Genomic DNA, 13,983 nt, shown 5'->3' with positions numbered 1-13,983 from the left:
GACGACAGACGTGAGCCTCGCCGGCAATGGCGTTCCGCAGCAGCCCGTCAGGGGCCGGCCTCGCAGCGAGACCGTGGAACGGGCCATCATCGAGGGGACGATGAAACTCCTGGAGGACGGCGTTCCGCTCGCCGAGATCTCCATAGAGCGCATCGCCCGCACCGCCGGCGTCGGCAAGGCCACGATCTACCGGCGCTGGAGCGGCAAGGAGGAACTCTTCGTCGACGTGCTGCGCGCCGCCGAACCCGAGGACCCGCAACTCCCGGGCACCTCCGTGCGCGACGACCTCGTCGTGCTCCTCGAGTCGCTGCGGCAGCGCGGTCTCGCCAACCGCTCCTCGGCGATCCTGCACAACGTGCACGCCCAGATGAAGAGCAGCCCGAAGATCTGGGCGGCGTACCACAACTGCGTCATAGCACCGCGGCGCAGACTGGGGGTCGAGGTCCTGCGCCGCGGTCAGCAGAACGGCGAACTCCGCGCCGACCTCGATGTGGAGCTGATGAACGACATTTTCGTGGGTCCTATGCTGGTGCGGGCGGTCCTGCGCCCCGAGGCCGACCTCCCCGAGGACCTCCCGGAAGCCATCGTCGACACCCTGCTCGCCGGACTACGCCCCGTCAACTGACTCGCCGGTCAGCGGAATGTGAGCGTTTCGTCACAGACCGGGTGTGGCGCGGCAGGTCCGGAACTCCTGGCGCCACGCCGGTCGTCATGGTGCGAGTACGGCCGTCGAGGGACGGCAGGATCGAAGCCGGAACATCCCCTAGGGTCGTACCCGCGGGGCAGACGGTGTGCACGGCAGGCAGTGAGGCGACGGTATGGCGCAGCAGGCGTACATGACGGAGACGGACGACAACGGAGGCTCGGAACCCGAGCGCCGGGGGGACCGGTTCCGGCGCCTGCTCGGACGTCTCGCGGGCCGGCTGGCCTCGGGCTGGCGCGGCGACCCGCGCATCTGGCGCCGCGGCCTGGTGATCGCCGCGCTCGCCCTGCTGCTCGCCCTGGTGATGGGGCTGCACTCGCGCATCCCCAACCGCTACGGCAACCTCGGCAGCCTCACCGAGACGTTCCTGCCCTGGCTGGGACTGCTTCTCCCGCTGCTGCTCGTCCTCGCGCTGGTGCGCAAGTCGGCGACCGCGCTGATCGCGGTGATCCTGCCGGTGGCCGTCTGGCTGAACCTCTTCGGCGGGCTCCTCGCGGACCGGACCGGCAGCGGTGGCGACCTCACCGTCGCCACGCACAACGTCAACGCCGACAACCCCGACCCGTCCGGCACCGCCCGTGACGTGGCCGCGTCCGGCGCGGACGTGGTGGCCCTGGAGGAGCTGACCGCCTCCGCGGCGCCGGTGTACGAGAAGGCGCTGGCGGCGACGTACAAGTACCACTCGGTGCAGGGCACGGTCGGCCTGTGGAGCAAGTACCCGCTGAGCGCCGTCAAGCCGGTCGACATCAAGCTGGGCTGGACGCGCGCGATGCGGGCGACGGTGGCGACGCCCAAGGGCGCCGTGGCCTTCTACGTCGCCCACCTCCCCTCCGTGCGCGTCAAGTTGCAGGCCGGCTTCACCGCCCGTCAGCGTGACAAGAGCGCGGACGCGCTGGGCGAGGCCATCGCCGACGAGCGGCTGCCCCAGGTGATCCTGCTCGGCGACCTCAACGGCACCATGAACGACCGCTCGCTCAACGCCGTGACCTCCCAGATGCGTTCCACCCAGGGCGCGGCGGGCGACGGCTTCGGCTTCAGCTGGCCGGCGTCCTTCCCGATGGCCAGGATCGACCAGATCATGGTGCGGGACGTGGAGCCGGTCACCTCGTGGACGCTGCCGAGGACGGGCAGCGACCATCTTCCGGTGGCGGCCCGTGTGAAGCTCGCCACGGAATAAGGGGCCCGGTCGGGTTTGTTCCGCCATTGAACATACGATGGAACGAACCCCGACTCGAAAGGCACAGGCTTTCTCATGCCACTGGCCCTGCTCGCCCTCGCCGTGGGCGCCTTCGGCATCGGCACCACCGAGTTCGTGATGATGGGCCTGCTGCCCGACGTCGCGGCGGACCTGCACGTCCCCATCCCCACCGCCGGACACCTGGTCTCCGCGTACGCCCTCGGTGTCGTCATCGGCGCCCCGCTGCTGGCCGCGGTGACGGCCCGGATGCGGCGCCGGACCCTGCTGATGTCGCTGATGGGCCTGTTCGTGGCGGGCAACGCCCTCTCCGCCCTCGCCCCCGGCTACGACTCCCTCCTCGCCGCCCGCTTCCTCAGCGGCCTGCCGCACGGAGCCTTCTTCGGCGTCGGCGCGGTGGTGGCCACCGGCCTGGTCGCGCCGGAACGCAAGGCCCGCTCGGTGTCGCTGATGTTCCTCGGGCTCACGGTCGCCAACATCGCGGGCGTCCCCGTCGCCACGCTCATGGGCCAGCACCTGGGCTGGCGGGCGACGTTCCTCGGCGTGAGCGCGATCGGCCTGGCGGCGACAGCCTCGTTGGCCCTCCTGATCCCGCGCGACCTGACGGGCTCGGCCCCCGCGGCCGGCCTGCGCGGCGAAGTGGCGGCCCTGAAGTCGCTGCCGGTCTGGCTGGCGCTGGGCACGACGGTCGCCGGCTTCGGAGCACTCTTCTCCGCCTACAGCTACATCACCCCGATGCTGACCGACGCGGCCGGCTACGCCGATTCCAGCGTGACGTTGTTGCTCGCGTTGTTCGGCGTGGGCGCCACGATCGGCAACCTGCTGGGCGGCCGCCTCGCCGACCACGCGATGCGCGCCACCCTGTTCGGCGGCCTGACCTCCCTGGCCCTCGTCCTGGCCCTCTTCCCCCTCCTCATGACGACGGCGTGGAGCGGCGCCCTGGCCGTGGTCCTGCTCGGCGTGGCGGCCTTCGTGACGGGCACCCCGCTCAACCTGATGGTGATGGAAAAGGCGGCCGCGGGCCCCTCCCTGGCCTCCTCCGCCAACCAGGCGGCCTTCAACCTCGCCAACGCCGGCGGCGCCTGGATCGGCGGCCTGACCCTGGCAGCAGGCTTCGGCGCCACCTCCCCGGCAATCGCGGGCGCGGCGCTGGCGGTACTGGGCCTCGCAGTGGCGGGGGTGGCGTACGGGGTGGACCGCCGCAGGGCGGCCACGGCTCCGGCCGGCCGGGAACGCATCGTCGCGAGTCATCTTCCGCAGCAGGCGCAGGCACTGCACCGCTGACACCACCGGTGCCGGTCAGAAGTCCGCCACCAAGAGGCGGTAGCCGACGCCAAATGTGTCGAGCGCGAGCAGGCCGACGTGCCGCTCGTGCCATCGGCCGGTCGCGACAACGGGTCCAGCCGGCCCTCGGCACCCACCCCGTCGAGGTCCCCCCACCGTTGGACCGGCTCCTGCTCGCCCTGGCCGAAGACCGCGACGGCCCTCCCGGTCCGGGGGGCAACAGTGCGTCGCGCAGCAGTAGATCGCGGCGACGCTGCGCTGCGTGCAGCATCCGCAGGAGCACTTGCCTCCCGCTCCGCCATCAGCCTCCCCGCGTGCACGGGATCGCCACGGGCCGGGTCCGATGACCTTGAGCGAGCTGGCCGTGCAGATGGGCTGCGAGCTGTCGAACGCGATACTTCCGCTCGACAAGCTGGAGGAACAGGGATTCGTCGAACGGCGTGTTCTCGTTCTGGCGACCTACTCGCCCGTGGTGACGCTGGGCGGGTCGCCTGCACCCTGGGCGGCGATTTCGTAGCGCTGACCTTGGCGGCCCACGATACGCACTCCGGTCATCACCTCGCGCAAGGCCGTCTGGAACGGAGCGGAGGCATTGTGTGCGTCGAGTGCCTCCTGGTTCCGCCAGCCTTCGGAGAGGTGGAAGGTGTTCGGGTCGCTGAGGTCCTGCGCGAAGACGTAGTAGACAGAACCCGGGTTCTGCGCCGAGGGCGCGAGGTGGGGGACAACGGCGTCGATGAACTTCTGCCGGTCATCCGGGTGAACGGTGTAGTAGCTGCTGATGACAATGCCGGTGGGCTCGTCCTTGTCATGGGAGATCATCTTGCGTCTTTCTGTCGCGCAGCAGTGGACCGCCACGTTTTGCCGAACAGGGACTCCGCTCCTTGACGGGGCGCTGCGCCTGGGAGCCGGCTTGATGCGGTGCCGGCCCCGGGGCGCAGGTCAGGATGCCTCCCTGAGCGGGCGCAGTGCCGCGTCGACCCGCACCAGCTCATCGAACATGGCCTTCGTGGAGACTGTGACGATGTCGTTGGGGACGAACCGGCCGTCCTCGATGTACTGGGGAATGAACGGGATGGTCACCGCCTCGACGACTGGCGTCATCCGGACCGCCGCGATCACCTGCTTGATCATCTGCGCCGCGCGGGTGCCGGCTGCGATCCCGCCGTAGCTGACGAGTCCCACGGCCTTGTAGGCCCACTCGTTGAACAGGTAGTCGATCGCGTTCTTGAGTGCGGCGTTGTAGCCGTGGTTGTACTCGGGCATGACGAACACGAAGGCGTCCAACTTCGAGATCGTCGCGCTCCAGTCCTTGGTGTGCTGGTGGATGTAGTCACCCAGCCGGGGGTGGTTGGGCTCGTCGGTGAGGGGCAGGCCGATCTCGCCCAGGTCCAGGAGCTCGACGCTGTCGAATCCGGCGTGCTCTCGTGCTTGGTCCGCGATCCACTGACCGATCGGCAGCCCGACCCGGCCGGGGCGGGTGCTGGCCACGATGATTCCGAGTTTGGACATGGTTCTACCTCTTCTTGGGGGATGGGGTTGCGGCAGAGCCGCGGGGTGCGTGTTGTTCAGGGACGCATGGCACGGGCGACGCCCAAGGAGTCCTCGAACATGTAGAAGCGGCTGATGCGGCCCTCGGCGTTGACGACGATGTCCACCGCGAACGGCGTGTCGATTGCCTTGCCCGTCGAGCGGACCACGACCCGCGCCCGTCCGATCAGCACCGCGTTGGGGCCGTCGACGAGGACGCGCTCGACCTCGAAGAGCTCACGGACGGTGAGTCGGGCCATCGTCTGGAAGAAGTCCGGGATGCCGGCGACCCCGCACCTGCCCACCCAGGGCGCGATCTCCGAGTCTCCGGGGACCTCCCAGTGGGCGTCGTCGGCGAACAGCGCCACCAGGGCCGGGATGTCGCCCTCCCCCATGCGCTTGAGGAGTTCGTTCACCAGATCGCGTGTCTGGTCGCTCATGATTGTTTCCTTCTCTGCCGATCGGAGTCGGCGTCTCGGACTGCGTTCTTGCGTCGTTGGTGGTGACCTGGAGCCCGGTCAGGCAGCGCTCTGCACTCCGGCACCCGCCACCAGGTGGTTGCTGAGCGAGCCGATGCCCTCGATGGTGCTCACCAAGGTGCCGCCCGGCGGCAGGTAGCGCTCCGGGTCCCGGCCCATGCCCACCCCGGACGGGGTGCCGGTGAAGATGACGTCGCCGGGAAGCAGCGGGACGACGGCGGAGAGCCGTGCGACGAGCTCAGGCACGGAGAAGATCAGATCCTTGGTCCTGCCGTCCTGGAGCACCTCGCCGTCCAGGGCGCAGGACAGGGCCAGATCGTCGGGGTCGGCGAACTCGTCCACGCTCACCAGCGAGGGGCCGATCGGGCTGAACCCCGGATAGGACTTGCCGAGGGAGAACTGAGGCACGGGCCCCTCCAGTTGGACCGTCCGCTCGGACAGGTCCTGGCCCACGGTCAGGCCCGCCACGTGGCTCCACCCGTCCTTCTCCGCCACCTGGTGTCCCGGGCGCCCGATGACCGCGACCAGCTCGACCTCCCAGTCGACCCGGGTGCTGGGCAGCGTCACGGTGTCGTAGGGGCCGGCGATACTGGTGACGAACTTCGTGAACACCGCCGGTGAGGTGATCTGCGGGCGCACGCCGGCCTCCGAGACGTGCGCCTGGTAGTTGAGGCCGATCGCGAAGACCTGGGCCGGGCGCAGGACGGGCGCGCCGACCTGCGCGGGTGAGAAGGGCACCGCGTCATCCAGCGAGCGGCCCTCGGCCCACTGCGCGAACTCGTCCCACCGCTCGAAGAGCCGGTCGGGCTCGGCCGCGAACCTGCCATCGCTCGCCTTCTCGACGTCCAGTGCTCGGTCGCCGTGCAGCAGTGCCAGCCTGCCGCCGATCCTGCCAATGCGCATGACTACTCCTGTGGGTGTGGGTGCAACGAATGTCAGCGGGGGCTGTGCGAGCCGGTCATCAGAGCGGCGAGGTCCTCGGGCTGGATGAAGGACGGCGGGAGCGGCGGGCCCCAGTTGTAGATCCCGCGGGCCCCGTCGACGGTGGAGGGCTTCCACAGCTGGTCGTCGACGATGCAGTCGAGGTCGCTGTAGTACTCGGAGAAGTTGCCGGCCGGGTCCTTGAGGTACCAGAAGAAGTTCGAGCCGATGTGGTGCCGGCCCAGTCCCCACACGTGCCGCTCGGGGTGCTCCTCCAGCATGGCGGTGGCGCCGCGGCCGACCTCGTCCACGTCGTCCACCTCCCACGCAGTGTGGTGGAGGAAGTCCACCGGAGCCTTCTGGATGAGGATGTTGTGGTGGTCGGTGGAGCAGCGCAGGAAGCTGGCCAGGCTGGGCACGTGGTCGGTGGCCTTGAAGCCGAGGCCCTCGGTGAAGAAGCGCTGGCTCGCGTCCTGGTCGCGCGACCCGATCACCACGTGACCGAGCTTGCGCGGACGCACCCGGTTCGTCCGCTCCACCCCGGGGGCGCGGCCGTTGGCCCGGGAGGGGCGGCCGGGGCCGTTGTAGGGCACCTGCTCGGCCGAGGTCTGCTCAAGGTGCGCGGCGATCTCCAGAATCACCGTCAGGTTGGAGTTCGGGTCGGCGACTCGCAAGGACGTCGCGCCCCGCTCAGCCGGCACGTCCAGCTTGGCCAGACCGGCGGCCACGCGGTCCAGGTCGTCCTGATCGTCCACGCCGACGCCGAGCTCGACAAGTCGGCGCTGTGCGGAGTGGGCGAGCTTCAACTGCTCGCCGCCGTCCTGGGTGGCGAAGCGGTGGACCTTCCCGTCCCCCACCGGCGTCAAGCCGAAGTCTTCGTAGTAGCCGGCCGCGGCCTCGACGTCGGGGACGCCGAGCGTGATCGAGGTCAGGCGGTGCAGGGCCATCGCGTTCTCCTTCCGATGGGGGGCGCGTCCGCGGGTTGCCGACTGCTGCCCGGTACTGGCTGTCACGCATGTGTCGTTGATCGGGGGAGGCCGGGGGCCGCGTCTCAGGCGCGGGCCCATCGCAGCTCGATGCGGCGCCGCCCCTCGACGTCGGTCGAGAGGGAGAGGGAGTCGCCGTCGAGCCGCGCCCACCGGACCTGGTCCTCGGTGAAGGGCGGCAGTCCGACGCGCACGATGTGCCGGAGCATCCCGGCCGCGTCGGCCTCGTAGTCGCCCATGTAGGCCACCGCGGGTGCGTCGGCGTGGCCGGGGATCACCACTGCCACCTGGTGCGCCGGCCCGTAGTGGAGCCTCCCCGACGGCCGCTGTCCGTACGGCTCGTCCAGGAGAGCGCCGTCGTCGCCCAGCTCGCGGATGCTGCGCAGGGTCCACGTCCCGAGAAGGCCCGCGTCCCAGTCCGCCCGGGGGGCGGTCGTCTTCTCCGTGCCACTCATAGCGCTTCCTTCTGTTCCCGGGCCCGGCGGTACCCGATCCGGGCTGTCGTGTGCGCCTGCAAGGCACCGACCTTCCGAGCGGCACCACTCCACTGTAGCCAAATATCGTCAGAGCGCAAGAATATCGAAATTTTTATGTGGTCGTCGGGCACCCGTTTTCTACGGGGTGAGGGAGGTGCGCCGTGAGCGCCAACACCAGGCTGACCATCGCGGCGCACGCGCTGACGTGGATCGGGCTCCACCAGCGCCGTGGTCACGAGGTCGCCACCTCCGGGCAGATCGCGACGAGCGTCAACACCAATCCGGTGGTGATCCGGCGCCTGCTCGCCGATCTGCGCAAGGCCGGACTGGCCGACTCGCGGCGAGGCGCGGGAGCTGGCTGGATGCTCTCCCGGGGCCTGACGGACATCACTCTGCTCGATGTCCATGAGGCGGTCGAGCCGGGCCCGGTCTTCGCCCTGCACCGCTCGACACCCGACCCGGAGTGCGTCGTGGGAGAGCGCATCGGACCGGTGATGACCGCCATCTACAGAGAGATCGAAGCAACCCTCCGCAAGGAGTTGGCGCACACCACGCTGGAGGACGTCCTGCGGGACATCCTCCAGGCCGCCTGATCCAACCGCTCACCCCCATGGGTGACGCGACGAGGTGGCCGCCAACCACCCTTCGCCTCGCAGCGCAACCAGAACTCCCGCGCCACCGGTGCGGGGCGGCGGGCCTCGCCGCGGCAGTCATGGCGGTCCCGTCACGCTGTCGTGCTCAGGTCGTCACGAGGGGACGTGTGACGGCTTGCTCACCCGCCCGTCAGGCCTTCGCCGGCGGATGGGTGGGATCTTCCAGATTGTGTTCACGGGCGTAGGCGATGAGCTTTCGGGGCGCCCTGTCGATATGTTCGGTGAGCGCCGCGACCGCGGCATCCGCGTCGCGGTCGAGCGCATGGTCTCGCAACGCCCGGTGCTCCCCAGCCAGGTCGCGGACCTGGTCTTCCGTCAGGGCCCAGTACCAGCGCCGGTAAAGCTCCGCACTGTCGCGCAGCGCGGTGACAATCCCGCTCAGGCGCGGGCTCTGACAGCCGGAAAGCAGCGCCTGATGGAAAGCGCGATGCGTGATGGGCCAGTCCTCGTTGAGACGGCCGTCCTCCCCGCTGGCCGGGGTGCGATCAAGAGTGTGGAAGGACGATACGACGGCGGCCTCCCACTTGAGACCCCCCAATGCGATGGACTCTCGCAGGGCGAGCGACTCCACCTGGATCCGGGTCTTGGTGAGGTCGGACAAGTCGTCGATCGACAGTGGCATCACACTGAATCCCCGCTGAGGGCTGGAGACGACCAAGCCCTGCTCGGCGAGCCTGGTCAGCGCCTCCCGCACCACCGAAAGACTCACGCCGAAGCGGCCGGCGAGGGCGACGAGCTTCAACCGTTGCCCCGGGACGAGTTGCCCGTTGAGCAGATCTGCCCGGATGTCGTCGAACACCTCTTCGGTACGCGTCGCGCTCTCTCTCGCCATCGGAGCACTCTAACATTTTTCGATAGAATGTGTATTTATCGAAATTCGATGGGCTGCGGGTGAGGGCGGGGCTTCGCGGTGCCCTGACCACTCCACTTCCGTCACCGACAGGAGTGAGGTCATGGCCGGGCAGGAGCCGCCGCGCACGGTCACTGGACGGTTCCGCGGATCGCACCGGTCGCATCGGGCTCAGCGGCGAAACCCGTCCGCCAGGTCGCTCGGTTCGGGTGCCAACCCCGGCTGCGCGCAAGTGTGTTGAGTGCGCCGCGCTCCCAGCCCTGGCGGCCCTCCACCCGCCCTGGGACAGGGACGCCGAGGGAATGGGCCAGGGCCGGGAGCCATACGTGTGCCGGGGCGGGCTCGTCGTCCACGATGTTGACCGGGCCGGTCGGCCAGCCGAGCGCGGCCAGTGCCGCAGCCGCCGCGTCGGCGACGTGGACGAAGGAACTCACCGCGTCGTTCGCCACGGTGCTCCCCAGGAACACCGCCGAGCGGTCGCCGGCCAGGGCCGCCGCGAAAGCGCCGCCCGGCGCGTACCAGGTGCCGGGGCCGTACAGCAGGCCGTAGCGCAGGACGGCCGCCGTCTCCAGCTCGGCCGCCGTCTCCTCCAGTTCCCTGACGGCGGCCACCATCCGCGCCCGGGGTTCGGCGGCCGTACCGTCGAGCGGGACCGCCTCGTCGGCGGGGTGCTCGCCGGGCTCGTACGCCCAGGAGATCGACTGGACGACGATCCGGCCGACGCCGGCCGCCTTCGCGGCGTCCACGAGATGGCGAGTGCCCTCGCGGCGGATCCGGCCGTTGGCGGCTCCGTCGGCGGCGGAGAGGTCGGTGAGCTGATGGATCACCGCGTCCGGCGCCGCCGCCCGCACCACGTTCCGGAGCTGCTCCGCGTCGAGCGCGTCCCCCCGGACGCCCGTCGCCCCGAGGCTCCGGATCCGCTCGACCCCTGCCGGGGTCCGGGAGGTTCCGGTGACCTCGTGCCCGGCCGCGACCAGCATCGGGACGAGCAGACGGCCGACGGCGCCGGTGGCGCCGGCTACCAAGACCCGCATGAGTACTCCAGAGGTACGCACTGGACGGTCACGGTCAGCCCGACTCGCGCCAGCTGCTCGTGATCGGGAGGCGGCGGTCCTTGCCGAAGCCCTTTGCCGAGATCTTGGTGCCCGGCGGGTACTGGCTGCGCTTGTACTCCGCCGTGTCCACCATGCGCAGGGTCTTCACGACCAGCTCACGGTCGTACCCGGCCGCGACGATCGCGTCGGCGCCCTGGTCGCGGTCGACGTACAGGTCGAGGATGGCGTCCAGGACGGGGTAGTCGGGGAGCGAGTCCGTGTCGACCTGGCCGGGGCGCAGCTCCGCGCTCGGCGGCTTGATGATGGAGTTCTCGGGGATCGGCGGGGTCTGGCCGCGTTCCGCCGCCGCCCGGTTGCGCCACTCGGCGAGGCGGAAGATCCAGGTCTTGTAGACGTCCTTGATGGGGCCGTACGCGCCCACCGAGTCGCCGTAGAGGGTCGAGTAGCCGACCGCCAGCTCGGACTTGTTGCCGGGGGCCAGGACGATGTGGCCCTCCTGGTTGGAGATGGCCATGAGGAGGGTGCCGCGCAGGCGGGACTGGAGGTTCTCCTCGGCCAGGCCGGTCAGCTCCGTCGCCGCCATGTAGGCGTCGAACATCGGCTCGATCGGTACCGTGCGGAAGTTGAGGCCGGTGCGTCGCGCCAGCTCCGCCGCGTCCCCCCTGGAGTGGTCCGAGGAGTACTTCGAGGGCATGGACACGCCGTACACGTTCTGCGCGCCCACCGCGTCGCACGCGATCGCCGCGACCAACGCCGAGTCGATACCGCCGGAGAGGCCGATGAGGACCGATCGGAAACCGTTCTTCACGACGTACGCGCGCAGGCCGACCACCAGCGCCGAGTAGACCTCCTCGTCGTCGTCGAGCCGGTCCGCGTGGCCGCCGCTCATCGTCGGCTCGTACGCCGGGAGCGGCTCCTCGGACAGGACGACGCGCTCGATCCGCATCCCGTCGTCCACCACGCCCGTCGGTGCGTCCGCCGAGGCCGCCGGCAGGTCGAGGTCCAGGACCACGCAGCCTTCCGAGAACTGCGGCGCCCGTGCCACGACCGCGCCGTCCCGGTCGACGACGATCGAGTCGCCGTCGAAGACCAGCTCGTCCTGGCCGCCCATCATCGCGAGGTAGGCGATGGTGCAGCCCGCCTCCTGGGCCCGCTTGCGGACCAGCTCCAGGCGGGTGTCGTCCTTGTCGCGCTCGTAGGGGGAGGCGTTGACCGAGAGCAGCAGACCGGCCTCGGCGGAGCGCGCCGCCGGCACCCGGCCGCCGTCCTGCCAGAGGTCCTCGCAGATGGCGAGGGCCACGTCCACGCCGTGCACCCGCAGCACCGGCAGGGTGTCGCCGGGCACGAAGTAGCGGAACTCGTCGAAGACGCCGTAGTTGGGCAGGTGGTGCTTGGAGTAGGACAGGACCACCTCGCCGCCGTACAGGACGGCCGCCGCGTCACGCGGGGAGCCGGCCGGGCGGCCGAACTTCGGCTGGTCGTTCTCGGACCGGTCGAGGTAGCCGACCACCACCGGCAGCTCCCCGAAGCCCTCCTCGGCGAGGCGCGCGGCGAGCGTGCGCACGGCCGTGCGGGAGGCCTCGACGAAGGACGAGCGCAGGGCGAGGTCCTCGACGGGATACCCGGTCAGCGCCATCTCCGGGAACGCCACGAGATGCGCTCCCTGTTCGGCGGAGTGCCGGGTCCAGCGGAGGATCGTTTCGGTGTTTCCGGCGATGTCGCCGACACGCGTGTCGATCTGGTTCAGGGCGAGACGAAGTTGAGGCACGCGCCCAGTGTAATCGTCAGAGCGACGCGATGGGGGTGCGTGAGGTGTCACACACCTCACGCACCCCCATCGGTACCTATGGCTGCCGGTTCAGTGCTTGCGGTACGACTCGACGTAGCCGTTGGCGGGCGTGCCCACGCCGGTGACGTCGTCGTAGCCCTTCACCGCGGACAGCGAGCTGTCCTTGCCGAGGCTGCGGACCGAGGTCAGCAGGCCGTCGGAGGCGTCAAAGGCGTTGGCGAAGTCGACGCGGGCGACCGCGAGGCCGGAGCCCGTCGGGTTGTCCGTGACGTCGTGGTAGACCCGCGAGCCGAACTTGGAGTAGATCGACGGGTTGGCGAAGCCGATCGCCTTGCCGCCGCGCGCCTCCTGCGCCAGCGCCTGGACGGCCGCGATCACCGGAGCGGCCAGCGAGGTGCCGCCGATGCGGTACTCGCTGTACTGCTGAGACCCGTCCGGGAAGGTCTGGGTCTGCCCGACCTTGAACCCGGTGTTCGGGTCGGCGATCGCCGAGATGTCCGGGACGACGCGGTTGCCGGCCGGGCTGTTGGCCGTGGCCAGCGCGTTCGGGACGACGCCCTTCTGGTAGAAGGGCTCGGCGACGGTCTTGCTGGTGCCGCCGCCCGCACCCGAGGTGAACGCGCCGGGGAAGCCGGTCCAGCTCTTGCCGTCGTCGGACAGCATGGCCTTCTCCGTGCCCCAGCCGGTCTCCCACAGGTACTTGTCGCCCTTGCCGACCGCCAGCGAGGTACCGCCGACCGCCGTCACCCACGCCGAGTTGGCCGGGGTGTCGACCTGCTTCGTCCCGGTGTTGGCGACCTCGTCGCCGTTGTCGCCGGAGGAGAAGTAGAAGCCGATGCCCTCGACCGCGCCGAACTGGAAGACCTGGTCGTAGGCGGCCGCGAGGTCCGGCGTCTGGTTGGCCTCGATGTCGCCCCAGGAGTTGGAGACGATGTCGGCCAGGTGGTTGTCGACGACCTTGCTCAGCGAGTCGAGCAGGTCGTCGTCGTAGCAGGACGCGCCGCCCACGTACGTGACGTTCGCGTCCGGCGCGACCGCGTGCACGGCCTCGACGTCGAGGGTCTCCTCGCCGTACCAGCCGGCCGCCCCGCACTCCTCGGTCTTGGTGTAGCCCGAGGGCAGCACCTGCGTCAGCTGGCCGGTCTTCCAGGCCTTGTCGCCGTGCGCCTTCGCGTACGTGGCCGCGTCGTAGGCGATCGTCGGGGAGGCGTACGCGTCGGTGATCGCGATGCGCACCCCCTTGCCGGTGTACGTGCCGGCGCCGTAGGCCGCCCGCAGCTGCTTGCCGGTGTACCCCTGGACGGCGTACGGGATCTTCTTGCCGTACGCCGACGGGAGGGTGCTCGCGGTGTTGGAGCCGTAGTACGAGGAGAACGGCCCCGAGTTCTTGAACACCGCGTCCGGCGGCGGGAGCTGGTCCTTGGAGGCGGCCTTGTGCGGGGCGTTGTCCAGACCGGTGACGGTCAGCACGGCGCCGTCCAGGCTCGTGGGAGCCGAGGCCGACTTCGAGGGCGCGCGGTAGGTCTTGGTGCCCTTGGCGTAGTTGTGCAGCTGGGTGCCGAACGCCTTCTCGGCGGCGGCCACGTCACCGGTGACGGAGACATAGTGCTGCGTGGTGCCGGTGACCTTCAGACCGGCCGACGCGAGCCACGACTTGACCGCCGCCACCTGAGCCTTGGTGGCGCCGAAGCGGGCCTGCGCCTGCTTGGCGGAGAGGTACTTGCCGTAGGCCGGGGAGTTCGGGTCGGCCACGGCCTTCGCGTACGCGGCGAGGCCGGTGGCGTCCCGGCCGGCCAGGTAGACCCGGGCGTGCACCTGGGCACTGTCCGCGGTCGCGCCCTTGTCCGCCTTCGCGGTGGCCCACGCGGGCTTGGTCCCGGCCAGCGTGTCACGGGCCGGGGCATCCGCGGCGTGCGCCGCGGGTATGCCGAGCGCCAGTGCGCCGGCGATCATGGGCAGTGTCGCTGCCATGCTCACCCCGGCGCGCAGCGCGGCACGGTTGGATCTCATGGGACCCCCTGATATGTGGTTCGACGCGAGTGGATCACTTCGCGTGCTGGCCACT

Annotated in this window: 15 protein-coding genes; 5 read left to right on the top strand and 10 right to left on the bottom strand. The window is 70.2% G+C overall.

Translation table 11 applies throughout. The annotated features are described in order from the left end of the window. Positions 1-10: 10 nt before the first annotated feature. The 4 genes from ABT057_RS32585 to ABT057_RS32570 all read left to right on the top strand — a co-directional run bounded on the left by ABT057_RS32585 (position 11) and on the right by ABT057_RS32570 (position 3,699). Complete coding sequence (locus ABT057_RS32585) at positions 11-625, top strand: TetR/AcrR family transcriptional regulator (RefSeq protein WP_352347322.1); 615 nt, start codon at positions 11-13, stop codon at positions 623-625. Between the two features lie 193 nt (positions 626-818). Next, a complete protein-coding gene (locus ABT057_RS32580; RefSeq protein WP_352347246.1) occupies positions 819-1,880 on the top strand; it encodes an endonuclease/exonuclease/phosphatase family protein in 1,062 nt (353 codons plus the stop codon). 75 nt (positions 1,881-1,955) lie between these two features. Continuing rightward, positions 1,956-3,182: an MFS transporter gene (locus ABT057_RS32575; RefSeq protein ID WP_352347245.1), complete on the top strand. Its 1,227-nt coding sequence runs from the start codon at positions 1,956-1,958 to the stop codon at positions 3,180-3,182. Between the two features lie 343 nt (positions 3,183-3,525). Further along, positions 3,526-3,699, top strand: a complete 174-nt coding sequence (locus ABT057_RS32570; protein ID WP_352347244.1) for a hypothetical protein — start codon at positions 3,526-3,528, stop codon at positions 3,697-3,699. On the opposite strand, the gene ABT057_RS32565 is transcribed toward ABT057_RS32570, so the two are convergent. The 6 genes from ABT057_RS32565 to ABT057_RS32540 form a co-directional block, all read right to left on the bottom strand. Beyond that, on the bottom strand, positions 3,642-4,001 hold the full coding sequence (locus ABT057_RS32565) for a putative quinol monooxygenase (RefSeq protein WP_352347243.1): 360 nt from the start codon (positions 3,999-4,001) through the stop codon (positions 3,642-3,644). The two genes, ABT057_RS32570 and ABT057_RS32565, sit on opposite strands and share 58 nt — an antisense overlap. Positions 4,002-4,121: 120 nt before the next feature. Then, positions 4,122-4,691 carry an NADPH-dependent FMN reductase gene (locus ABT057_RS32560; RefSeq protein ID WP_352347242.1) on the bottom strand — a complete coding sequence of 190 codons (570 nt, stop codon included), beginning with the start codon at positions 4,689-4,691 and terminating at the stop codon, positions 4,122-4,124. Positions 4,692-4,747: 56 nt separating this feature from the next. Continuing rightward, positions 4,748-5,149 (bottom strand): nuclear transport factor 2 family protein, encoded by a 402-nt coding sequence (locus ABT057_RS32555; RefSeq protein WP_352347241.1) that lies wholly within the window; start codon positions 5,147-5,149, stop codon positions 4,748-4,750. A 78-nt stretch (positions 5,150-5,227) separates the two neighbouring features. Beyond that, on the bottom strand, positions 5,228-6,091 hold the full coding sequence (locus tag ABT057_RS32550) for a fumarylacetoacetate hydrolase family protein (protein WP_352347240.1): 864 nt from the start codon (positions 6,089-6,091) through the stop codon (positions 5,228-5,230). 32 nt (positions 6,092-6,123) lie between these two features. Next, positions 6,124-7,056 (bottom strand): VOC family protein, encoded by a 933-nt coding sequence (locus ABT057_RS32545; protein WP_352347239.1) that lies wholly within the window; start codon positions 7,054-7,056, stop codon positions 6,124-6,126. 104 nt (positions 7,057-7,160) lie between these two features. Then, positions 7,161-7,550 (bottom strand): lipocalin-like domain-containing protein, encoded by a 390-nt coding sequence (locus tag ABT057_RS32540; protein ID WP_352347238.1) that lies wholly within the window; start codon positions 7,548-7,550, stop codon positions 7,161-7,163. A 182-nt stretch (positions 7,551-7,732) separates the two neighbouring features. Between ABT057_RS32540 and ABT057_RS32535 the strand changes: the two genes are divergently transcribed. Beyond that, positions 7,733-8,164, top strand: a complete 432-nt coding sequence (locus tag ABT057_RS32535; RefSeq protein ID WP_352347237.1) for an Rrf2 family transcriptional regulator — start codon at positions 7,733-7,735, stop codon at positions 8,162-8,164. A gap of 190 nt (positions 8,165-8,354) precedes the next feature. Here the strand turns inward: ABT057_RS32535 and ABT057_RS32530 are convergent, their stop codons facing one another. The 4 genes from ABT057_RS32530 to ABT057_RS32515 all read right to left on the bottom strand — a co-directional run bounded on the left by ABT057_RS32530 (position 8,355) and on the right by ABT057_RS32515 (position 13,928). Then, positions 8,355-9,056 (bottom strand): GntR family transcriptional regulator, encoded by a 702-nt coding sequence (locus ABT057_RS32530; protein WP_352347236.1) that lies wholly within the window; start codon positions 9,054-9,056, stop codon positions 8,355-8,357. 149 nt (positions 9,057-9,205) lie between these two features. Then, positions 9,206-10,108 (bottom strand): NAD-dependent epimerase/dehydratase family protein, encoded by a 903-nt coding sequence (locus tag ABT057_RS32525; protein WP_352347235.1) that lies wholly within the window; start codon positions 10,106-10,108, stop codon positions 9,206-9,208. Positions 10,109-10,142: 34 nt separating this feature from the next. After that, positions 10,143-11,897, bottom strand: a complete 1,755-nt coding sequence (locus tag ABT057_RS32520) for an NAD+ synthase (protein WP_352347234.1) — start codon at positions 11,895-11,897, stop codon at positions 10,143-10,145. A 90-nt stretch (positions 11,898-11,987) separates the two neighbouring features. Further along, on the bottom strand, positions 11,988-13,928 hold the full coding sequence (locus ABT057_RS32515; RefSeq protein WP_352347233.1) for a S53 family peptidase: 1,941 nt from the start codon (positions 13,926-13,928) through the stop codon (positions 11,988-11,990). Positions 13,929-13,983: the final 55 nt, after the last annotated feature.

The organism is Streptomyces sp. NPDC002588, assembly GCF_040295925.1.
GTDB lineage: Bacteria > Actinomycetota > Actinomycetes > Streptomycetales > Streptomycetaceae > Streptomyces.
The sequence above is the reverse complement of the archived record's forward strand: the minus strand, read 5'-3'. Positions and strand labels throughout refer to the sequence as shown.